The 22796-nt window shown below is 59.5% G+C and carries 20 protein-coding genes; 16 read left to right on the top strand and 4 right to left on the bottom strand.

Features of this window, described 5'->3' with window-relative positions; translation table 11 throughout:
• Positions 1 to 185 precede the first annotated feature (185 nt).
• The 12 genes from EDE09_RS16525 to EDE09_RS16470 all read left to right on the top strand — a co-directional run bounded on the left by EDE09_RS16525 (position 186) and on the right by EDE09_RS16470 (position 15173).
• Complete coding sequence (locus tag EDE09_RS16525; protein WP_165924200.1) at positions 186 to 1193, top strand: ABC transporter permease; 1008 nt, start codon at positions 186 to 188, stop codon at positions 1191 to 1193.
• A 54-nt stretch (positions 1194 to 1247) separates the two neighbouring features.
• A complete protein-coding gene (locus tag EDE09_RS16520; RefSeq protein WP_165924199.1) occupies positions 1248 to 2237 on the top strand; it encodes a sugar ABC transporter substrate-binding protein in 990 nt (329 codons plus the stop codon).
• Between the two features lie 69 nt (positions 2238 to 2306).
• Complete coding sequence (locus EDE09_RS16515) at positions 2307 to 4436, top strand: SMP-30/gluconolactonase/LRE family protein (protein ID WP_132411786.1); 2130 nt, start codon at positions 2307 to 2309, stop codon at positions 4434 to 4436.
• A complete protein-coding gene (locus EDE09_RS16510) occupies positions 4433 to 5476 on the top strand; it encodes a hypothetical protein (RefSeq protein ID WP_132411784.1) in 1044 nt (347 codons plus the stop codon). The genes EDE09_RS16515 and EDE09_RS16510 overlap by 4 nt, the downstream gene beginning before the upstream one ends.
• Positions 5477 to 5481: 5 nt before the next feature.
• Positions 5482 to 6981, top strand: a complete 1500-nt coding sequence (locus EDE09_RS16505; protein WP_132411908.1) for a sugar ABC transporter ATP-binding protein — start codon at positions 5482 to 5484, stop codon at positions 6979 to 6981.
• Between the two features lie 698 nt (positions 6982 to 7679).
• Positions 7680 to 8609 (top strand): LysR family transcriptional regulator, encoded by a 930-nt coding sequence (locus EDE09_RS16500; protein ID WP_165924198.1) that lies wholly within the window; start codon positions 7680 to 7682, stop codon positions 8607 to 8609.
• 118 nt (positions 8610 to 8727) lie between these two features.
• Positions 8728 to 10017: an extracellular solute-binding protein gene (locus EDE09_RS16495; RefSeq protein WP_132411780.1), complete on the top strand. Its 1290-nt coding sequence runs from the start codon at positions 8728 to 8730 to the stop codon at positions 10015 to 10017.
• 2 nt (positions 10018 to 10019) lie between these two features.
• Positions 10020 to 10967: a sugar ABC transporter permease gene (locus tag EDE09_RS16490; protein ID WP_132411778.1), complete on the top strand. Its 948-nt coding sequence runs from the start codon at positions 10020 to 10022 to the stop codon at positions 10965 to 10967.
• Positions 10960 to 11823, top strand: a complete 864-nt coding sequence (locus EDE09_RS16485; protein WP_245505169.1) for a carbohydrate ABC transporter permease — start codon at positions 10960 to 10962, stop codon at positions 11821 to 11823. The genes EDE09_RS16490 and EDE09_RS16485 overlap by 8 nt, the downstream gene beginning before the upstream one ends.
• A 72-nt stretch (positions 11824 to 11895) precedes the next feature.
• Complete coding sequence (ugpC, locus tag EDE09_RS16480; protein ID WP_132411774.1) at positions 11896 to 12954, top strand: sn-glycerol-3-phosphate ABC transporter ATP-binding protein UgpC; 1059 nt, start codon at positions 11896 to 11898, stop codon at positions 12952 to 12954.
• A 77-nt stretch (positions 12955 to 13031) separates the two neighbouring features.
• A complete protein-coding gene (locus EDE09_RS16475; protein WP_132411906.1) occupies positions 13032 to 14039 on the top strand; it encodes a Gfo/Idh/MocA family oxidoreductase in 1008 nt (335 codons plus the stop codon).
• A 15-nt stretch (positions 14040 to 14054) separates the two neighbouring features.
• Entirely contained in the window at positions 14055 to 15173 is a 1119-nt protein-coding gene (locus EDE09_RS16470) for a Gfo/Idh/MocA family oxidoreductase (RefSeq protein ID WP_132411772.1), read from the top strand.
• Positions 15174 to 15329: 156 nt separating this feature from the next.
• On the opposite strand, the gene EDE09_RS16465 is transcribed toward EDE09_RS16470, so the two are convergent.
• The 4 genes from EDE09_RS16465 to EDE09_RS16450 form a co-directional block, all read right to left on the bottom strand.
• Positions 15330 to 16328, bottom strand: coding sequence for a helix-turn-helix domain-containing protein (locus tag EDE09_RS16465; protein ID WP_245505178.1), 999 nt, complete (start codon positions 16326 to 16328; stop codon positions 15330 to 15332).
• A gap of 200 nt (positions 16329 to 16528) precedes the next feature.
• Positions 16529 to 17242, bottom strand: a complete 714-nt coding sequence (locus tag EDE09_RS16460; RefSeq protein WP_132411768.1) for an SDR family oxidoreductase — start codon at positions 17240 to 17242, stop codon at positions 16529 to 16531.
• Positions 17243 to 17291: 49 nt separating this feature from the next.
• Positions 17292 to 18347, bottom strand: a complete 1056-nt coding sequence (locus EDE09_RS16455) for a 2,3-butanediol dehydrogenase (RefSeq protein ID WP_207914857.1) — start codon at positions 18345 to 18347, stop codon at positions 17292 to 17294.
• Positions 18347 to 18880 carry a 2,4'-dihydroxyacetophenone dioxygenase family protein gene (locus EDE09_RS16450; RefSeq protein ID WP_132411766.1) on the bottom strand — a complete coding sequence of 178 codons (534 nt, stop codon included), beginning with the start codon at positions 18878 to 18880 and terminating at the stop codon, positions 18347 to 18349. Before EDE09_RS16450 ends, EDE09_RS16455 begins: the two co-directional genes overlap by 1 nt.
• A 279-nt stretch (positions 18881 to 19159) precedes the next feature.
• Here EDE09_RS16450 and EDE09_RS16445 point away from each other — a divergent pair, with 279 nt between their 5' ends.
• Genes EDE09_RS16445 through EDE09_RS16430 form a run of 4 tightly spaced genes read left to right on the top strand, consistent with a single transcriptional unit; the run spans position 19160 to position 22791 of the window.
• Positions 19160 to 20458 (top strand): ABC transporter substrate-binding protein, encoded by a 1299-nt coding sequence (locus EDE09_RS16445; protein WP_132411764.1) that lies wholly within the window; start codon positions 19160 to 19162, stop codon positions 20456 to 20458.
• Positions 20452 to 21213 carry an ABC transporter ATP-binding protein gene (locus EDE09_RS16440; RefSeq protein WP_245505168.1) on the top strand — a complete coding sequence of 254 codons (762 nt, stop codon included), beginning with the start codon at positions 20452 to 20454 and terminating at the stop codon, positions 21211 to 21213. Before EDE09_RS16445 ends, EDE09_RS16440 begins: the two co-directional genes overlap by 7 nt.
• Positions 21210 to 21947 (top strand): ABC transporter ATP-binding protein, encoded by a 738-nt coding sequence (locus EDE09_RS16435; protein ID WP_132411762.1) that lies wholly within the window; start codon positions 21210 to 21212, stop codon positions 21945 to 21947. Before EDE09_RS16440 ends, EDE09_RS16435 begins: the two co-directional genes overlap by 4 nt.
• Entirely contained in the window at positions 21934 to 22791 is an 858-nt protein-coding gene (locus EDE09_RS16430; protein WP_132411760.1) for a branched-chain amino acid ABC transporter permease, read from the top strand. The genes EDE09_RS16435 and EDE09_RS16430 overlap by 14 nt, the downstream gene beginning before the upstream one ends.
• Positions 22792 to 22796: the final 5 nt, after the last annotated feature.

Raw genomic sequence — 22796 nt, 5'->3', positions numbered from 1 at the left:
TGGGAGGTTGGAATGAAGCATCACCAAACCCATGCCTTCGTGCTGGGCCGTTCTTCATGTGTGCAGGTCGGACGGCAAGCCATGGCTGCCATGCCAGGCGGCGTGACGCTCCCCACCCTTTCCCACGGCCGCCCAATCCGACGGGCCACTTTCCTCACATCGAAGCGGCAACAAGGGTGACCTTCATGATCAATCCGGCAAACATTTTCGGTCGTGACGAAAAGCGGACCAACATTCTCGGTGCCGTCGTTCTGGTGGCGACCGTCCTGCTGATCGCTCTGTTTTCGATAAAGATCGATAGCTTCGCAACGCCTGGAAACCTGCGCGTGCTGCTGTCTAATTCCGCCTCGCTGGTCATCCTCAGCTGTGGCATGGCGGTGGTGATCATTTCCCGCGGGCTGGATCTTTCCCTGATCGCCCAGATGGTCGCGGGGGCCGCCACCTTCAGCATTCTCATCAATGCGGGGCTGAACGGATGGGCCGCCTTTGGTCTGACCCTGTTCGCCATGGCGCTGATCGGGGCGATGAATGCCTGGCTGATTGCCTATGTGGAAATTCCGGCTATGCTCGCCACGCTTGCCTCCGCCATGTCGATCACCGGCTTCTTCCGTTTCGCTATCCTGCGCGGCGAGTATCTGCTGTTGCTCGACAAGAGCAATCCGGCCGTGGCGCTTCTGTCTTCCAGCGTGCTGTCCGGCATTCCCGTGCCTTTCCTGCTGATGGCCTCGACCCTGCTCGTCACCTGGGGGCTGCTGCGCTATTCCGTGCCGGGACGGATCACTTATGCGATGGGTGATAACTTCCAGGCCGCGCGTTTGACCGGACTACCGGTGCGCACCGCGACCGCGGCAATCTATGTGTTTGCCGCATTCACCGCTTTCATCGCGGGACTGGTCGTATCTTCCGCAAGCGGAACGGTGGATTTTCGCACCGTCACCAATGGCAGCCTGTTGTTCGATGTCATTCTTGTCGTCGTTCTGGGCGGCATTCCCTTGCGTGGCGGACGCGGCGGTGTCGGCAACATCCTGATTGGAACGGCACTGATCGCCGTGCTGCGCAACGGCATGACGCTGATGGATTTCTCGACCCAGACGCAGGACGTGCTGAAAGGTCTGGTTCTCATCACGGCCATTGTCGCCGACCGGTTCATCAATCCGCGTGACATCGAAACCGACACGGTCGGCGATCTATAAGGGCAGCCTTTCAAAACAGACACCGAAATCATGAATTCAACGGAGGAGGAGAAGATGTTGAATAGAGCTATCGGCAAATTGCGCCGGGTCTTTGCAGCGACCCTGGTGATGACATGCGCGGCCCTTGTGGCGGTGCCGCAGGCGCAGGCCAATCCGAACATTGCCGGCAAGAAGGTTATCTTCGTGCCGATTTCCATGGGCATCTCTCTGACCGAGGGCTGGGCACGGCGCATGAAGGAGCATGCGGCGATCTACGGCTACGCGCTCGATATCCGCGATCCGGCATTCAATACCCAGGCCATGACCGAGCTTCTGGCAAAGGCGATCAGCGAAAAGCCCGACGTTCTGGTCGTGCATAACCCAACGGTTCAGCTGCTGTCACGCCAGATCAAGCAGGCGGAAGCCGCCGGTATCAAGGTGCTACAGATCAACCTGCAGTCCAACCAGCAATCGTCCGCCTTCGTCGGTGCCAACTGGGAACGGATTGGCCGCGAAATCGCGGAGGATATCGTCAAGTCCTGCGGCAAGGACAGCGGCAAATCCGGCAAAGTGGCGATCATTCCCGGCCAGCTGACGGCAGCCGACAGCGTGATGATGAACGACGCGGCCTTCAAGGTGTTCAAGGAACATCCCGAGATCAAGGTCGTATCCAATCAGGCTTCGGACTGGGAGCCGGAAAAGGCACGGCAGATCACCGCCACCGTTCTCCAGCAGAACCCCGATCTCTGCGCCATCTTCGGCCACTGGGACGTGCATACCATGGGCGCTGGCGCTGCGGTAAAGGACGCCGCATTGCAGGGCAAGGCGCTGGTTTACGCCACCGGCGGCGGCGACAACGTCACCTGCAAGGCAGTCGAAGATGGCGTGCTCGACCGCGTCTGGAGTTATGATGCCGACGGCCAAGGCCGCGATGCCGCAACCTTGATCGACCTCTTGCTGCAAGGCGCGAAGTCGGAAGACGGAAAGATGCTGTCGCTGGAATCGCCGATGAAAATCATCAAGGCCGGTAGCGATTATTCGCCAAACCTGTGTTGGAAGATGTGACGGTTTCCATCGATCGGCCGGCCTCATGCGGGCCGGCCCCTTCTTCGCTTCCATTCCACGGACCTTGCAATGACCGCACCGTTTGATTTCTCAGCCTTGCCCAGACAGCGAGTGCCGTTTGCCGTGCTCTCGTTTCGGCGCATCGTTTCCGACATCCTCTCCAAGGGATGGGTCGAGAGCGCAATCCCGTTTGCAGCATTTCTATGCGTGCTGATCGGGGTGCTGCTGACTACGAGCAACTATTTCACCGGTTCGAACGTGAGCAATCTCGCCCAATACGCCGCCGATGGCAGTCTGGTCGTGCTGGCGCTTCTGGTCGTCGTTGCTGCCGGGGGCATCGATCTTTCGGTTGGATCGAATTTCGCCATGTCCGCCTTCGTGGCGCTGTATGGCTTCCATATTCTCGGATTGCCCGTGCCTGCCGTACTCGGCCTCAGCCTTGTCTGCGGCGCACTGATCGGCGCCATCAACGGCTTTTTTGCCGGAATCGTCGGATGCGGCGCGCTGCTGACGACGCTTGGCACCATGATCACCGTGCGGGGTCTTTATACGCTCGCCTCGCAAGCCAGTCTGGTGGAAATCTCCAGCAGCAGTCGCGCTGACGATGCCTGGGACTTCATCGGCTTCGAAACGATTCTGACCATGCCGGTGGGCTTCTGGGCGCTGTTGTTTGTCGCCGTCGGGATTTTCGTCATGTTCCGGCAGCTGCGCTTCGGCTGGCATTTACTTGCCGTAGGCGGCAACCGCAAGGCTGCCCGGCATGGCGGTATCCATGTGACGCTGACGGTGTTTCTCGCCTACGTCCTCGCAGGCCTGATCGTCGGTCTGGCTGGTTTCCTCTACGCAGCGCGTCAGAACAGCGTCGGTTCCGATACCGGCGTCGGCATGGAGTTTTTTGCTCTGACTGCTCTCGTCGTCGGCCTGGGCGGCTTCGCTCCCGGTCGTGGTGCGGTCGTGCCGGTGCTGGTCGGCTTCTTCACGGTGTATATCCTCAATAACGTACTCCTCAATGCCGGTCTGCGGGGCGACTTCGTCCAGTTCTCGATGGGCGCGATCCTGATTGCGATCCTCGCCATCGACGTCCGCTTCCGCAAAAACCGCCACCGTCTGCTGGCAGCGGCCTATATCGATCCGGTAGCGCTGCATGTGGCCCCCGTAACGGGCATGAGCGGGCTGATGCCGCACGAGATGAAGCCGAAGCTTGCCGGTGCGACCCTTCTTGCCATGGGAGAGGTCGACGGTCCGGAAGACGTGGCTCTCGACAGGCACGGCAATCTCTATTGCGGCACCCGCGACGGCTATATCATGCGGCTTCCGGCTGGCGGTGCATCCGGCATCGAACCGCTTGCCAAGATCGGCGGCCGCCCGCTGGGACTGGCCTTCGACCGCGAAGGCCGCATCGTCACCTGTGTGGCGGGCATGGGTCTGGTCCGGGTCAGTCTCGATGGCACGGTGGAATTGCTGACCGATCAAACGGAGCGCTCACTGTTCAACGTTCAGGACGACACCGTCATCCGCATGGCCGACGACCTGGACATCGCCCCGAACGGCGTGATCTATTTCACAGATGCGACGAAACGCTACGACATCGAGAACTGGGGCTTGGACCTTCTGGAAGGCCGTCCCAACGGACGCCTGCTCAGCTTCGATCCGTCCACCGGCAAGACGAGCACGGTTTGCGACAATCTTGTGTTTCCAAACGGGGTCTGCGTTACCCATGACGGGCAGCACCTGCTTGTCGCCAGCACCTGGACCTGCTCGATCCTGATTTTCGACCTCGCGAACATGAAGGCTGGTCCGCGGATCTTCCTCGACGGGCTTCCCGGTTACCCTGACAATATCAACCGGGCCTCCGATGGTGGCTACTGGATCGCACTTGCCGGGATGCGCAACCCGGTGATCGACCTTGCGATGAAGCACCCGGACTTGCGGCGGCGCATGACCAAGCAGGTTCCGCCAACCAACTGGCTGTTCGGCAATCTCAATATTGGCGGCGTGTTGAAGATCAACGGTGGCGGGCGGATCGTCGATGCGCTGTGGGACGAAGCGGATGGGCCGCTCTACATGATCACCTCGATGCGGGAGCACCAGGGTAACCTTTATCTTGGCGGTGTCACCAACAACAGGATAGGCAGATTGACGCTGGATGACGCCGCTTCCGACTGGACCGGACCCGACAGCTATTGGGGCAAACCATGAGTATTTTCGTCAGATCCCGCAATTCGAAGCCTCCGGCCATGCCGCTCGAGGGTGTTCTTGGCCCCAACAGCCTGCTTGACGAGGCCCCGTCGCTTCCGATTGAGAAACCGGACGCCTTGGCCATTGCCGCCGATGGACGCCTGCTGATCTCGACCGGATCATCCGTTTTGTCTCTCGGGCTATGGGGTCAGGAACCGCAAAGGCTGGTCTCATTGAGCCGCCGCGTCACCGCGCTTGCTGCCAGCCCGGGAGGACAGATCGCAGTGGGCGTGGAAACCGGCGAGGTCCATGTTTACGACCGGGGGCAAGACCAGCCCGCCTGGACGCTTCCCGCTTCATCCGGCAACGGCCCGGCGGCGGAATGCATGTTTCTGGGCGAGGATGAACTGGCGGTTGTCAGGAGCGGCTATGCTTCGGTGCAGGAGGCGCTGGCCAGATCGCCCTGGGAAACCACGCAAACGGGAACAGTCAGCGGACACTCAAGAAACGGAACGATCCGCGTGATCGCAAGCGGACTTGTTTGCCCGATGGGGATATGCCGTGACGAGGGAGGAGACCTGATCATCACGGAGATGGACGCGGCAAGCGTTATCGATCCTTCCGGGCGGGTTCGCGGCGCGGGCTTTCCAGCCTATCTGCGCCGGATCCGGAAAACGCAGCAGGGCTATTTGCTGGCCTGCCTTTCGCGCCGCGATCCGCTGATCGAGTTCCTGCGCACGGAGCAGGATTTTATCGAGGACATGAAGAAGACCATCGATCCGCGACACTGGATTTCGCCCCGCACCACGCCTGAGTTCAGCCACGACCTCCCCATTGAACTGGGAGCCACGCGTCTGTTTGGCGAAGTCAAGCCCTGGGCACCCTCCTTCTCCTATGGATTGCTGATCACGCTCGACAAGGATCTGATGCCGGTTGGCTCGGCTCAGTCTCGCGCCAACGGCCGCAGACACACCATCAGCGATGCAATCCTCTGGAATGGCGATGTCATTGCCGTCAGTCAGGCAAGCAGTGAAATTGTTAATCTGGGATGCTGGACATGATGAATATGCAAAAGGTTCCGGTGATCAGCCTGAAGGGTGTCACCAAACGCTATGGAGGCATTGCCGCGCTGGAAGCAGTGGACTTCGATATCTATCCGGGCGAAATCCACGCGCTTGCGGGTGAGAACGGTGCAGGAAAATCCACCCTGTGCAAGCTGATCGCCGGTGTCGTCACGCCATCGGACGGGGAACTCAAGGTGGAGGGCGAGGCGGTCGCCTTCTCCGCGCCCAAGGATGCAAGCCGCCGTGGCATTTCCATGGTCTATCAGGAAACCAGCCTCGTTCCCCAGTTGACCGTTGCCCAGAACATCGTATTGGGCAGAGAGCGTCAGTTCAATTCGGTACGGAAGGTGCGCAATACCGCAAGGCAGATCTTGCAGCGGCTGAACTTCAACGTCGACCCTACCCAGTTGGCCGGTTCGTTATCCGCCGCCAAGAGGCAGATGGTCGAGATCGCGCGTGCGGTTCTGAATGAAGCGCGGGTAATCATTCTCGATGAGCCGACGGCTGCCCTCACCCCCGAGGAAACCGAGCACCTCTTCGAGCTGATGATCTCGCTGAAGAAACGCGGCGTGGCGATGATCTTCATTTCGCACGCTCTGGAGGAGGCTCTCACCTATGCCGACCGCATCTCGGTGTTGCGCAATGGACGTCTCATAGCGACAGGGCCAGCCGCAGAGTTCGACCGGCCTCGCCTCATTCATCATATGGTCGGCCAGGAATTGCTGGAATCGCCCGCTGATAAATCTCGACCGCACCGACGTTCGGGGTCTGCCGTGCCTGTCCTTCGGGTGGAGAACCTGCGCATGGGCAGTATCGTCAACAACATGTCTTTTTCCGTCTTTCCGGGCGAAATCACCGGCATTGCCGGGCTGATCGGCGCGGGCCGCAGCGAAACGGCCAAGGTCGTGATGGGCCATACGAAACGCAACCTCAACGGCGGCAGGATCTGGCTGGATGGCCGGGAGATCCGCTATTCTCTGCCAGCGCACGCGGTGGCCGACGGCATTGCCTATATCAGCGAAGACCGTAAATATGACGGTTTCTTCGACACCATGAGCATTCGCGACAATATCGAGCTTGGCTGGCTGGCGAAATTCGGCAAGGGCCGGTTTCTCATGCCCTTCGGCAAATTGCGCGACATCGCAAAAGACTGGTCGAAGCGGCTTTCGATCCGCTCCATCGGAGAGAACCAGTCGGTGTTGCATTTGTCCGGCGGCAATCAGCAAAAGGTCGTTATCGCCAAATCGCTCACCCAGAAACCGAGACTGGTCATCTTTGATGAGCCGACCCGCGGTGTCGACGTCGGGGCGATCGCGGAAATCCGAAAGATCATCCGCGATTTCGCAGACAGCGGCGCGGGCGTCATCCTGATTTCGTCCTACCTGCCGGAAATCCTCGACCTCTCGGACCGGATTCTGGTCGCCAAGGGCGGCACGATTGCAGCCGAATTCTCACGTGAGGAAGCTGATGCAAGCGCCATTCTCAACGCGGCCATCCATTGAAACGGAGCCAAGCGGAGCGCCATTCGACGGAGTCTTCTCGGCGATCTTTGATCGCGGAAACTATAACGCTGCTCATTTGGCGAATTAAACGATCTCAAAAGCGAATATGGCAACGTGCCCGTTATTGACCAGAACCCGGGCTTGATACCGTAGGTTTCTTCTGCACGATCGCACGAAGGATGCAACGATCGGCTTGAACCCAGACATCCAGGAGATTGGGCGGTACCGTTGCAGCCACACAGTGCCAGTATTACATGAAGGTCTCGAAGAATTGCGCTTCGATTTCTAGCCACCGAGCCGCCTGCTGGGGATTGTATACGTGGCTATCATGCACATCAGAAATTACCGGTTCGATGCCGGCAGCTGGGTTCGAAACTATCTGGTATTGCAGGCAATCAATCTTAAGCATCTTGCTCAGAACCGGGTGAGAACCGCGCCATGAAGGGTGACGACGGGTGACCGGTTCGGTTGCATCTCCGATATGAGCCGGCTGGTGGCAAGTTTGAGTCCTCTGCCTTGCCCCAGATCGCGTCGTGAATCGGAATCCAAAATGGCTTGCGCGAGGGAAGGCTTGATCCCAGTGCATGCACGCCTTGTCGCCTATCCTATGTCATCTGCCGGACGGCTGGAAAAATCCTACGAGCGATTGTAGATCGGTAGCGAGGAACGTTTGCGCCAGTTCCCTCGAAGGAGGAGATATGGACAAGATATTGCAGCAATTTCTGGCAATTGCGGAATGCGGGTCATTCAGCCGGGCGGCGCAGTTACTGAACGTCACGCAGCCAACTCTGACTTTCAATATCAAGAAGCTCGAAGAAGGTCTCGGCGTCACGCTCTTCAAACGCACACCTCGCGGCGTCGCCCTCACGCCCTACGGGATGACGCTCTTCGAAAACGCTCGTATAATGCGCAAGCTGTACGATAACACTATCGGCCGAATTGACCGTCAACGCATACAGGCCGAACACGCTATCAGTATAGGCGTCGGTTATACATGGTGGCTTCTGTTCCTTCGCGACTGGGCGTTCGAACGCCGACAAACCTACCCCGACGCGCCAATTCATATCAGCGTGGGGAATCAACTGCGCTGTATGGACCAGCTCCTCGCTGGCGAAATTTCCATGTTTCTGGGACATGAGACGACCGGGATGGCCGCAGAGTTCAACACGCGGTTTGTGCCGTTCGGCTATGCAAGGCAAGGTTATTTCGTGCGGCGTGGCCATCCCTTGAGCGATAAGCCGCAGGGGTTTGAAGACATCCATGCCTATCCGTTTGTGGTGATCGGCTCGCCGGAACAGCGCTACGAGCGATTGTTCCTGCGTGATCCCGATATGCTGAGTAGCCCTCACCTCAAAATGGAAACAAGCTTCTCTTCAAATTCCATGTCCGCCTGCGTCGACTATGTTTTAAAGAGCGATGGTATCCTGCGCTTCACTTCGGTGTTGGCGAAGGAACTGGCGGAAAAAGGTCTCCAGCAGATAACGTTGCGGGCTGATCTGGAAGAGCGGCCGGCGAGGGTCGGTATCTATGCCACGAATAGCACTGAACACAGCCCTTTACTTGCTCCTCTGATAGAGGAAATTCGCGCCCTCGGAGCGTCAAAGCTTGCCCAAATAGAGCTTCACTGACGGAGGCGCTATAGAAGGGATCTATATCTGGACGGATAAATCGTAATTTTAATATGCCTCCCCGGCTGATAGCCTTCTGAACGCCGAATGAGGAGACTTCGGCGCTAAGGAGGAGCACATGATCAATCTTCTCGGCCGCCGCCGCTTCTTGGAGGTCGCGGGTATCGCAGCACTTGTCGCCAGCTTTGACGGAGCCACAGCGCGCGCTGCCGCCACCCGCCTTCGCCTGATCTACTGGGGCGGACAGGCTCGTGCGGAAAAGACGGGCAAGGCAAGCCAACTTTTCTCCGACCGGACCGGCATCGCGGTTCAGAACGAATTCCTGGCCTGGAGTGACTACTGGACCAAGCTCGCGACGCAGATTGCGGGCGGCAATGCGCCCGACATCGTCCAGATGGACTATCGCTACATCGCCGAATATGCCTCTCGCCAGGTGATCTTGCCGCTTGATGAATTCATCGGACAGCAACTTGACCTCATTGGCTTCGACCAAGACCAGATCGAGGGAGGCAAAGTTGGCGGAAAGCTCTATGGCATCAGCCTCGGTGCAAACTCCGTCGCGAACATCGTCAACACCGCGGTATTCGAGAAGGCCGGGATTACCCTGCCGGCAAACGGGTTCACCTACGCCCAACTCTACGAATATGCCGAGTTGTTCAAGCAGGCAAAACTTCCGAATGGAGTTCGGGTGATCAGTGACGCTTCGGGCCATGAACAGATGTTGGAAAGCTGGCTTCGCCAGCGCGGGAAGGCCCTTTACACCGCCGATGGCCAACTTGGCTTCGATGTGGACGATGCCAAGGAATGGTTCATTTTGTGGTCGAAGCTGCGCGAAGCTGGTGTTTGTGTCACGGCCGAAGACAATGCGCTTGCAACGGGGCAGATGGAATCGAGCATGATCGTGATGGGCAAGGCGGCGCTCCAGCCCGACAACTCCAACCTCCTCATTGCCTACCAAGCCCTAATGCAGGACCGGCTGGCACTCGCTCCCTATCCGCTGATCTCAGTTGATGCCACGGGGGGGCAATACCGCAAGCCGTCAATGTTCTTCTCCATCGCGCGTTCATCGCGCGCCAAGTCTGAAGCTGCCCAGCTTCTCAGCTTCTTTATCAGCGATCCCGAAGCCGCCAAGGTTCTCGGCACGGAACGTGGCATCCCCTGCTCCGAGAAGGTCCGTACAGCCCTAGTCACGACTTTGACGCCGCTTGAGCGTGCCGGACTCGAGTATGTATCGGGGCTCGGCAAGATTCTCGGCCCGATCCCTCCCTCCCCGCCGACCGCCGCCGGCGAAATCTATCAGTCGGCGCTTACCAATATCAGCCAGCAAGTCGCCTTCGGAATGGAAAAGCCGGAGAACGCCGGAGAGATGTTCGTTCAGCAGGCAACCGAACTTCTGAGCCGGGGCTGATCATGGAGATCGCCCGCAATTCAGATGCCATCCCGCTGCACCGCGAAAGGGCGCGGAGCAAAGGACCTCGCTGGTATTCCTCTCCGCAGGCCGCCGGCTACATCTTCCTGCTGCCGTGGGGAATTGGCTTTCTATGCCTTTCGCTTGGCCCAATTCTCTGGTCTCTCTACCTGTCCTTCACGGATTTCGATCTTCTGACTGCGCCCGAGTGGATTGGTACCGCCAACTACGTGCGCATGTTCACCGCCGACACCAAGTTCATGACCTCGGTGAAGGTGACGTTCGTCTACGTTCTCTTCTCCGTGCCTTTAAAACTCGCCTTCGCGCTCGTCGTTGCCATGGTCCTCAACCGCGGCATCCGCGGCCTGCCGCTTTACAGGGCGCTTTTCTACCTTCCCTCGCTCCTCGGCGCGAGCGTCGCCATTGCGATTCTGTGGCGGCAACTTTTCGCAGGCAACGGGCTGGTGAACCAATTCCTCGCCCAGTTCGGCATCCAGGGTCCCAGTTGGATCTCGAACCCGAACTACTCACTGTGGACCTTGATCATCCTGGCGGTCTGGCAGTTCGGATCACCGATGATCGTCTTCCTGGCCGGGCTCAGGCAGATACCGGCGGATGTTTATGAGGCGGCCCAGATCGATGGCGCGGGCCCCTGGCGGCAATTCGCGCGCATTACCGTGCCGCTCCTGACGCCCGTAATATTCTTCAATGCTGTCATCCAGACAATCGACGCGTTCAAGACTTTCACCCCGGCCTTCATCATTTCGAATGGATCGGGCGGCCCGGTGAACTCGCTGCTCTTCTACACCCTCTATCTCTATCAAGAAGCCTTTGGCTACTTCCGAATGGGCTACGCATCGGCGCTAGCATGGGTGCTCCTCATTATCATCGCGCTGTTCACGGCCTTCGCGTTCCTCACCAGCCGCTATTGGGTGCACTATGATGAATAGCGCCACGCTCTCGGATGCCACCACGCGTTCGCGCATTGTCAGCATCGTCGTTCATGTGCTCCTCATCAGCGCCTCTGTCGTGATGATCTATCCTCTGCTCTGGATGCTGTCGGCTTCATTCCGGCCCGAGAACGAAATCTTCACCTCAGCCAGCCTGCTTCCGTCGAGCTTCAGCCTAGATTCCTATATCGAGGGCTGGAGCGATCTGCCCGTGAGCTTCGGCCGCTTCTTCAGCAATTCGTTCCTGATTGCGATCCTTTGCGTTGGCGGCAACGTGGTCAGTTGTTCTCTCGCTGCCTTCGCGTTCTCGCGGCTCGAGTTCAGAGGGCGGCGGACTCTATTCGCACTGATGCTGATAACCCTGATGTTGCCATATCACGTGACGTTGATCCCACAGTATGTACTGTTCCGCGGGCTTGGGTGGGTGGACACCTTTCTGCCGCTGGTGGTCCCGAAATTTCTCGCTGTCGATGCCTTTTTCATCTTCCTGATGGTGCAGTTCTTCCGCGGAATTCCCAAGGAACTCGATGAAGCGGCAATGATGGACGGTTGTTCGCCTTGGCGGATTTACTGCCGGGTGATCATGCCGCTGTCGATGCCTGTACTAGCAACTGCCTCGATCTTCACCTTCATCTGGACCTGGGATGACTTTCTGGGGCCGCTCATTTACCTGAACGACATGGAGCAATACACGGCGATGCTCGGCCTCAGAACTTTCGTGGATTCGACCGGCGTGTCGAATTTTGGGGGTCTCTTCGCCATGTCCGTACTGTCTCTGGTGCCGATCTTTGGCTTCTTCCTTCTGTTCCAGCGGCTGCTCATCGAGGGTATCGCCACGACGGGGATGAAACGATGACGCGATCTATATAGCGCTGCCGAAGAGGCGAATACCGAAAACCCATATCCCCACTCATTCAGGAGGCTATCCTTGTCCTCTACCGTTGAACTGCGCAATATCACCAAATCCTATGGCGAACTGCAAGTCGTTCACGGGATCGATCTTGAGATTGAACCGGGCGAATTCGTCGTCTTCGTCGGACCGTCAGGCTCCGGGAAATCGACGCTTCTGAGAATGGTGGCCGGCCTGGAAAAGATCACCAGCGGCGACCTTATGATTGATGGAGAAAAGGTCAATCATGTTGCGCCTTACGAGCGCGGCATCGCTATGGTGTTCCAGTCCTACGCGCTTTATCCGCACATGTCGGTCTACAAGAACCTTGCCTTCGGGCTGGAGACCGCGAGGATGTCGAAGGACGAGATCAGAAGACGGGTTCAAGAGGCGGCAGAAATCCTCCAGATCCAGCAACTCCTTGCCCGGAAGCCTCGCCAGCTTTCGGGCGGCCAACGTCAGCGCGTAGCAATCGGCCGAGCGATCGTACGCGAGCCAAAGCTCTTCCTGTTCGACGAGCCGCTTTCCAACCTCGATGCCGAGTTACGTGTCCAGATGCGCGTCGAAATCTCCAAGCTTCACAAGCGGCTCGGCAATACGACGATCTACGTGACCCACGATCAGGTCGAGGCGATGACCATGGCTGACAAGATCGTAGTACTCAACAATGGACGCATCGAACAGATCGGCTCCCCCCTGGACCTCTACAACGCCCCCAGCAATCGCTTCGTCGCCGGTTTCATCGGATCTCCAAAGATGAACTTTCTTTCAGTCGGGCAATCTTCCGACGGCGCCAAGGTTGGCGACGTTTTGATGCCATGGTTAGTTTTCGAGACGTTGCCAACGACCTTCGGCATCCGGCCAGAACACCTCTCGATCGTGGCGGGCACGGATAGTACCAGCCTTGGTACTGCCGCAGTCGATCTAGTGGAGAGCCTCGGAGGCCAGACGGTTGTGTATGTCACCCTCCCCGATGGCCAGCCGCTGACGATTTTGCTCGAAGGTCAGCCGAGAATCTCCGACCGCGTGGAAGTCTTCTTCGATGTTGAAAAGGCCCATTACTTCGATCCAGCCGGACGGAGAACGCTACCGAAGTAGGTTCACCGGCATGATTGTCAGGCGCAAGGAAGATCATGAAACGGCCGACGGAGCCGACCGATTATGAGGAGCGAGAAATGTTGAGATTTGCAGCCGTCGGTCTCGATCATGGCCATATTTTCGATCATGTGAAGGGGCTTCTGGTGGCAGGCGCGGAATTCGTCGGTTATTGTCCGGAAAGTACCGCCCCCGGCGTCATCAGGGCGATGGAGCAGAGCTATCCCGAGACGCCAAAAATCAGTCGCGAGCGGATTTTGGGCGATCCGACGATCGACCTCATCTGCATCTCCGCGGTGCCGGCCGACCGGGCTGGCCTCGCCGTGCGGGCGATGAAGGCCGGCAAGGATGTCATGGTGGACAAGCCCGGCATCACCACCTTCGATCAGCTAGCAGAGGTCCGCAAGACGGTGGAGGAAACGGGAAGGATCTTCTCCATCTGCTTCACTGAACGCCACTGTGTCCGCTCGGCGGTGAAGGCGGGCAAGATTGTGCAGGAAGGTGCCATCGGGCGAGTAGTTCAGACTATCGGTACTGGCCCGCACAAGCTTCAGCTCGCCTCCCGCCCTGATTGGTTCTTCGATCCCGAACGTTTCGGCGGCATCCTCGTCGACATCGCCTCCCATCAGATCGACCAGTTCCTGTTCTACACCGGCTCGACCACGGCCAACATTGTTGCCAGCAGCATCGGCAATTTTGCCATGCCGGAAAAGCCGGCTTTCCAAGATTTCGGCGATCTTCTTTTGCGCTCAGACACCGCCACCGGCTATGTCCGGGTCGACTGGTTTACACCGGAAGCGCTGGGGACGTGGGGCGACGGACGGTTAACGATCCTCGGCACCGAAGGTTACATCGAGCTGCGCAAGTACATCGACATCTCCGGCCGGCCGGGCAAGGATCACCTGTTCCTCGTGAACAAGACCGAAAATCGCTACATCGACTGCAGTGGGGAGGACCTCACCTATTTCCGCGCTTTTGTCGATGACGTCCACAGTCGCACCGAAACCGCGATGCCCCAGGAGCATGTCTTCGAAGTCTGCCGCCTCTCGCTGGAGGCGCAGGCGCGTGCAGTACGTATTGGCGGATAAGAAGGATATTTCACCGTGACCCAGAAATTTCGCGTCGGCGTCGTCGGAGCCGGCATCGCCGCACGGCATTTGACCGGCTTCGGTTGGAACCCAGACCTGTTCGAGGTCGCAATACTTTGCTCGCTTGACAGTGACCGCGGCCGTGCGCTCTGCGCGGAGCATAACATTCCTGAGTACACGCAGGACGTGGATACGCTGTTTGCGCGAGACGACCTCGACATTATCGACATCTGCACGCCACCGCATTCGCATTTCGAACTCTGCGAGCGCGGCATCAAGGCCGGCAAGCATATCATCTGCGAAAAACCCCTCTACGGCTCGATCGCCGACGTCGACAAGATGAAGAGAATTGTCGATGCAACCGACCGGGTCCTAATGCCGATCTTTCAATATCGCTACGGCACCGGCCTGCAGAAGCTGAAGTACCTCATCGAACGTGGTCTAACCGGACGCCCTTACCTCACCACAATCGAGACCCACTGGTGGCGTGGGCCGGACTATTACGCCGTTCCTTGGCGGGGTAAATGGACAAGCGAGTTGGGCGGCGGCCTGCTCGGTCATGCCATCCACGCCCATGATATGCTGAACTATGTCCACGGTGCCTGCGCCGAGGTTTTCACCCATGCCACCACCTTGGTCAACCCAATTGAGGTCGAGGACACAGCGACGCTCTCGGTGAAGATGGAGAACGGTTCGCTGGCGGCGCTGTCGATGACGCTCGGTTCCCGCCAGGAAATCTCGCGCCTGCGCTTCTGCTTTGCAGACCTTGTGGCGGAAAGCGTTCTAGAACCCTATACGATGGGCCGCGATCCGTGGAAATTCATTGCAGGCACAAAGGAGCATCAGGCTCGCGTTGATGACGCGCTCGCCGTGTACAAAGAAGAGGAGGATGGGTACACTCGCCAGTTCCAACTCTTCCATAAGGCACTCGTCGAGGGCACCGAACCGCCTGTGACTCTGGAAGACGCACGCCGCTCCCTCGAGCTTGTCACGGCAGCCTACCACTCCCATCGAACCAAGAAGCCCACCGAAATGCCGATCACGGCCGATCACCCGCTTTACCGCTCTTGGCTGCCTCAAACAGTGCTGGCACAGGCCCAGGCTGATGGCCGACTTGCAAGCTTTCGTATCTGAACGCGGTGAGGTCGTCTGATGCGCTCCGTCCCTTGTTGTGAGCCGTCCGGCTCCTGTTACATGAGAGCGCATAATTTGCCCCCGAAGCGTAGCACCTCTGTCTCTGATATCGGACAGACCCAGTTCCCCGGAAAGCACCCAAATCCTTCGACACTTTCAAGTTTCAGAGGGGAGCCCTCTCCGACAGTGCGACGGACTGACATCGTATCGCTCGCTGAATCTGCGAGAGAAATGTGCAAGGCTCTTGAAGCCCCATTTGTAACAGACGTCGGAGACACTCACGGAGCAGGCGCCCCTCTGAAGAAGGTCGCGACGAGCGCCCTCGAGCCGCTTTTCCTGGATATGAGCGACCAGAGACAGCGGTTCTCCCTGGAAAAGTCGGTTCAACTGACGAAGACTGATGCCCATGAAATTGGCGATCGTCGCCGGGCTGAGTTCTGGATCTCCAAGATGGTCCTCGATATATTTTCGCGCCCGCAGCAGCAACTGTGCGTGATAGCTCGAACGCACGCCACCATTGACGAGGCTATAGGCGGTTTCCATGACGTCCCACACTTTTTTTTCCAGCGCCATCCCCGCCCTGTCGCCTGCTAGGCCGGAAGACTGCGCCTCGCGCATCACATCCTGCAGCGCCAGCGGGATCATTCGGGCGGGATTGGTCGTCCCGCCAAAGTGAACCACGTCCCGCAGGCTCCATTCGCCGAAGCGGCCGCGGAATTCTTCCCCCGGAATCTCGAAGATCACCTGTCGCGCGAAGGCCGGGAAGCCGTGCATATAGGCTTGGTTGGTATCGTAGAGCACTACGTCACCTGCTTCCGCCACCACGCATTGACCGGCCCGGTTCACGAAGACCTTGCCGTTGAGGATCATCGTCAGGAACGCACTGTCTTTTTCCCGTCGACGCAAGAGATGCGGAGTCCGCTCGATAAAGTGCTCGTCCCCGGCGATGTCAATCATCTTCACACGGCCGAAATCGAAGTAGTGGTAGCGCGCCTCAAGCCCCTTCTCGGAAAGACAGGAACAGCGCAACCCGACCACCTTCTCGGCGCAATGCTCCTCCCAGAAATCGATCCTCTCGTGGGGCGCGACCACGCGTGTGTCAAATGTTACCGCTCCCGAGACAAAGCTCGGCTGCGCGACGAAGCCCGGCGTCATATTCAACTGTTCCTCCCTGCCCCGACCTGCCTCCAGAGGAGACACGGGGGCGGTGAGAGTGTGACAAAACGCAAGTCTTCCGTCAAACCCTCCGCATGCCGCACTGCGGGAAGCACTGCCGTGCCTCGGCGCTGCGCATGGGCCTCCAGCTCGCGCCCGATTGAAGGATCCGGTCTTGTCCGCGGGATAGGCTGCATGCCTCAAACGGTCAGGTAGCCGCCATCGACCGGAAGGACGATGCCGGTAATGTAACCGGCCGCGGGACTGGCAAAATAGAGGATCGGATCCGCAATCTCGTTCGGTTGGCCCCAACGGTCGAGGGGAATGCGGGCTAAGATCGGTCCGGAGGCCTGCGGATCGGAGAGAAGTCTCTGCGACAGGGGCGTAACGATCCAACCCGGCGCGACGGCATTGACCCGAATTTCTGGCGCATACTCTTGCGCCAGCGACTTTGTCAGTTGCACGACGGCTCCCTTGGAAGACGCATAAGCCGGCCGATCCGCCGCGCCAAAAGTGGAATACATCGACGCGATATTGATGATAGCACCGCCAATTGGCATGCGTGGACGGGCGGCCCGGCAAGCCGTCATGACCGAAAACAGGTTGATCGACATGACTTCGGCGAAGGACGCAGCTGTCCATTCCTCCCGGTCGCGGCTCACGCCGGCGCAATTGACCAGCACGTCGATGCGCCCGAAGGCACTGATGTAATTTTCAAGATCGGCCGGCGAACGCACATCGAGTTCAGTCGAGCTGATGCCATCAGGTACATCCTTCGCTCTCGCTGCGAGGCCGGCGACATGCGTGCTGGCGCCGAGCGCAGCGAAAGCCTCGGCCGTGGCGGCACCGATGCCGGACGTCCCGCCGATGATGACGACCGCCTTTCCGGCAAACAGATGTGGTTCAAATGACATGGAGCTCCTCCGACCAAGCCATGGGTGAGACAGAATGTGTGCTGGTCGTTTACGGGACGACCAGCACCTTCACATCGTCGTTCGGCACTGCCAGGCTCTGGAAGCCACCGGTGACGACCCCAGCCAGAGGCACTTCCCGCGTGATGATGAGCGAGGGATCGATCACCCCGCCGGCAATCATGCCGATCAAGTCGGCATAGACATGCCTGTAGCCGCACGAGGGAATGATTTCCACCTCCCGATTGACGAGGTCGAAGGCATCGATCCGGGCGGGCGCGCCGAACAAACCCACCAAGACCACCTTGCCGCCCTTGCGGACCGACTGAATAGCATCGTCGAGCGCCGGCTGCACACCGACAGCTTCGAAGGCCACATCGACGCCATGGGCTTGTGTCGGCAGATGTTCAAACGTACTGTTGACGGTGTCGGTCGCGCCGAGCGCTCGCGCTCGTGCGAGCCGTGCATCCGACACGTCGCTGACGACGATCCGTTTTGCACCTGCAACAGCTGCAAACTGTACGAGCAGAAGTCCGATCGGTCCGGCGCCAACGACCGCGACGCTCTGTCCCGCCATCAGGCCCGAGCGTCGCAGCGCATGCAATGCGACAGCCGCAGGCTCCAACACGGCCGCCTGACGGTCGGTCACAGCATCCGGCAAGACGTGCAGCATGTAATGCGGAACCACCGCTTCTTCGGCCATCCCGCCGTTGCCCATGAGCCCGGCGAAGCCCATTTTTTCACACAGATTGTAGTCGCCACGCAGGCAGGCCGTGCACTCGCCGCAACGATATTCCGGCTCCACCGCCACCCGCTGCCCGATCTTAACGGAGCCGCAGCCGACGCTGGTCTCGATCACCTCCCCGGCGAACTCGTGGCCGAGCACAAGCGGTGCGACCACACTCGAGATCGGGTGCGGCGCATTTACGGGGATGGCATGCGGACCATTGAGATACTCGTGCATGTCCGAACCGCAGATCCCACAGCGCGTGACGCGCAGGCGAACCTCGCCCGACGCCAGGGTGGGGCGAACCCGCCGCTCTATCCGGATGTCCTTCGCTGCGTGCCAGACCGCGGACAGGATGCCCGTGTCATTCAGCCGATCCATCAGCGGAAAAGCCCGTCGACATAATTGGCGCCGATGCCGACCTTATCGTAGTGAGCGCGGGCCAGCGCGATATAGTCATGGACATCGAAGGTGCCCGCCGAATTGCCATGCTCGTCGAGCCAGATCAGCGGCCCGGTGACCTTGAAATGGACGCGCATGGGTTCATCGCTTTCATAGGCGACGAGTGTATGTCCCTCGCCGGGCGTTTCGTAGACGAAATCACCGGCCGTGGCGGTCCAGTCATGCTCCAGGTAGCCCCACTTGCCCGAGATCGTATAGGCGAAGACCTCGTGCGGATGATAATGGCGGTTCACCAGACCAGCCTTCTTCGCCATCAGGATGTCGCACCACATGTTGCGCTCCGGCGAGATCCACAAAGGGCGAGACGATACCGTTTCGGTGAAGGGCACATAGTAGCGTTCGTCATCAGTCGCAGCGTTGGGGAGATAGACTTCAGGTTTCGCGTCCGGCTTGAACACGTTTTTGATGGGCTTGATATCGCGCCAGAACTCGTTCGTTGCGGCTTCGGGCATGTTAGTTACCTCCCAGTAGATCCGAGGCAAAGGCGCCCCAGCCATCAGAATAATGATTGCGCCGGAGGGTGTTTGACGGGCCGGGACAGATGTTTTGTCTCTCAGTGCCCATTCGTCCTTGAGGGTGGGACAGGGCAAATTGTCGCGGCTACAGTCCCTTCATCGCAATGTCTGGAAAGGCTGCGGTTCGCGCTTGGAGGGCGCGGTATCTGGGTAAGCTTTGGATTGCCGTGACGCGCGAACCGCGATGACGGGCGATCGGCCAAGGGAGGTTTCGACATGACATTCAGGCATCAGAGTGGCAGGCACGACGGTGGGTTGACGCGGCGCACGGCCCTTAAGGGACTGGCTGCGGGCGCGACGGTCCTTGCGGCGCCATCCTATCTGCGCGCCCAATCCGCACAGACCATCAAGATCGGCTACATCAGTCCGCAGACGGGGCAGATGGCCCCCTTCGGCGAAACAGACGCCTTCGCGCTCGATTTCATCCGCAAGCATCTCGCCACCGGCCTTGAGATCGGCGGCAAGACCTATGCGCTGGAGATCATCGAGCGGGATGCTCAGTCAAACCCCAACCGTGCGGCCGAACTGGCCGGCGAGCTGTGCCAGAATGACGGTGTCCACATACTGATACCTGCCTCCACCACGGATGTGACCCTTCCAGTCTCAGAACAGGGCGAGCTCTTCGAAGTGCCGACGATCTCGTCTACCGCGCCCTGGCAGGCGGTCATCATGCCGCGCGGCGGCGCCGACCAAGCCTTCAACTGGACCTACCACTTCTTCTGGGGTCTGGAAGATATCATCCAGACCTTCGTCAACATGTGGAACAGCGTCGATAGCAACAAGAAGGTCGGCCTGCTGCTGCCCCGCAACGCCGATGGCGAAGTCTGGGGCGACGACACGATCGGCTTGCCTCCCGCCATGCGCGCAGCCGGTTTTGAGGTCATAGCGCCGTCGAAATTCGAAATCCGAACCAATGATTTTTCTTCGCAGATCAATGCCTTCAAGGAAGCCGGCTGCGAAATCCTTGGCGGCCTCGTCTTCCCCGCCGACCTGCGGACTGCCACCATCCAGATGGCACAGCAGGACTTGAAGCCCAAGATCATGACCGTGGCAGCCGGCCTGCTCTTCCCCTCCGCCGTGGAAGCCATGGGTGACCTGGGTGCCGGCATGTCGACCGAAGTCTGGTGGACACCGGCCTTCCCCTACAAGTCGACGCTCACCGGCGAGACATCCGCCGATCTGGCCGCGACATGGGAACAATCGACCGGCAAGCAGTGGACGCAGCCACTCGGCTACAGCCACGCCATGTGGGAAATCATCGTCGATACGCTGAAGCGTTCCGGCGACCCCCTGGACCGTACAGCCATCCGCGATGCGCTGAAGGCGACCAACCTCGACACGGTTGTCGGCAACGTCAACTGGAGCAAGGGTCCGCATCCGAACGTGTCGAAGACGCCGATCCTCGGCGGGCAGTGGCGCAAGGGCGAGAAGTGGCCCTATGACCTGAAGATCGTCGAAACCCAGCTTTATCCTATCATGCAGCCCGAAAGCGGCCTGGAGATGAAGTCTTGGTGACGGCATCCGAACAGCAGAGACAGGTGGACGGGAAGGAGGTTCTCCTTTCCGTTCGCAGTCTCTCCAAGAGTTTCGGCGCTCTGAAGGTGGTGCAGGATGTGAGCTTCGAGCTTGCCCGGGGAGAGGTCCTCGGCATCCTCGGCCCTAATGGCGCCGGCAAGACCAGTCTGTTTAACCTGATCTCCGGCGACATTGCCTTCGATACGGGCTCAATCACGTTGGACGGGGTGCAGCTCGATCGGGAACCATCCTATAGGCGAGCTACAAGAGGAATCGGGCGGACCTATCAGATCCCCCGCCCCTACGCCAAGATGACGACCTTCGAGAACCTGCTGGTCGCATCCCGCTTCGCGGCCGGTCGCAGCGAGCGCGACTCCTACCTCTCCTGCGCAGCACTGCTCGAGGATTGCGGCCTCGCCGGCAAGGCAAACCTTCCCGCTGGTGGCCTGACGCTGCTCGATCGAAAGCGGCTAGAACTGGCTCGTGCACTGGCGGGCGAACCAAAACTTCTTCTTCTCGACGAGATTGCGGGCGGCCTTACCGAGGCCGAAGCGGGACAACTGGTTTCCCTAATCCGTCACGTACGTGATCGAGGCGTGACCATCATCTGGATAGAACACGTGCTGCATGCCGTGATGGCGGTGGCCGAGCGCCTGCTCGTGCTGAGCTTCGGCGAAAAGATTGCTGACGGACCACCGCAAGAGGTCATCGACAATCCCGACGTGCGCCGCATCTACATGGGGATCGAAGCATGAGCGCGTCGCCTCTTCTGGCAGGCCGGTCCCTTTGCGCCGGCTATGGCGACTTTCAGGCTCTGTTCTCGATCGACTTCGAGATCCAGACCGGCGAAGTGGTCGCACTGATCGGGGCCAATGGCGCGGGCAAGTCCACCCTGCTCAAAACCTTTGTCGGTCTCGTTCCGATCCGTGACGGCTCGATGACCTTCTGCGGGACCAACGTGTCGAAGACACCGGCACATGCTCTGGTGTCGCGCGGTCTCGCAATGGTTCCGGAGGGCCGCCGGCTTTTCCGGGGCATGAGCGTCGAGGACAATCTGAAGGTTGCGGCAGACCACGCTGGCGATCCGGCAGCGGGTTCCAGCCCCTGGACTCTTGAGCGCCTCTACGACCTCTTTCCCATCCTCGCCGAGCGACGAGCCCAGCCGGTCGAGAACCTGTCTGGCGGACAGCAGCAGATGGTCGCCATTGGCCGAGCGCTAATGACACAGCCGAAGCTGCTTCTATGCGACGAAATCAGCCTCGGCCTCGCGCCGAAGGTGATCGCAGAGATCTACGAAATGTTGCCGGTGATCCGTCGATCGGGAACGGCAATCCTGCTCGTCGAGCAGGATGTCGCCCTGGCGAGCCGGAGCTCGGACAGGGTCTACTGCATGCTGGAGGGGCGGATCACGCTGACGGGAAAATCGTCGGAGGTGACGAGGGAAGAGATAACGCAAGCCTATTTCGGAGTGAAACATGAAGTGGGTTGACGCCGTCGTCCAGGGGCTGCTGCTTGGCGGCCTCTATGCACAATATGCGATCGGCATGTCGTTGATGTTCGGCGTGATGCGCATCGTCAACATCGCCCACGGCGACCTCGTGGTCCTCCTGGCACTCATTGGGATCTCCCTCGCCGCAGCCTTCGGCCTCGGCGCCGGCTTCATCATGCTGATCCTGATCCCGGTGGGAGCACTGATCGGATGGGGGTTGCAACGCGGCATCCTCAACCATCTCGTGGGCAACGATCCGCTGCCCTCTCTGATCGCGACCTTCGGCCTGTCGCTGGCGTTGCAGAACCTGATGCTGACGATCTGGCAGGCAGACACCCGCTCGCTCGATGCCGGTCCGCTGGCGGTCCAATCGGTTGACCTGGCGGGCATCCATGTCGGCGTCCTGCCACTCTGCATCCTGGCTGTCGCGACGTTCCTGACCTGGGGCATGCATGTGGTGTTGAAGGCCACCCGCTTCGGCCGCGCCTTGCGCGCATCTGCCGCCGACAGGGACGCAGCCACCCTGAGCGGCATCGACACGAAGATCGTCTATGCTAAGGCGACCGCCATTGCGGTTGCGATTCTCGGCATCGCTGCCGTTTTCCAGGCAGCCCGCACAACCGTTTCTCCGGCTGATGGCGGAGCCCAGCTCATCTATGCCTTCGAGGCCGTAATCATCGGCGGCATGGGGTCCATCTGGGGCGCCTTTGCTGGCGGCCTGATCCTTGGCGTGGCCCAAGTCGTCGGGTCCCGCATAGATCCCGGCTGGGGCGTTCTGATCGGCCACCTCGTCTTTCTCCTGGTGCTGGCCTGGCGCCCCCAGGGGATTATGTCCCGTCGGTAGGAGGT

The sequence above is a fragment of the Neorhizobium sp. S3-V5DH genome (genome assembly GCF_004343065.1).
GTDB classification, from domain to species: Bacteria; Pseudomonadota; Alphaproteobacteria; order Rhizobiales; family Rhizobiaceae; genus Neorhizobium; species Neorhizobium huautlense.
This window is presented reverse-complemented; position numbering and strand designations above follow the sequence as displayed.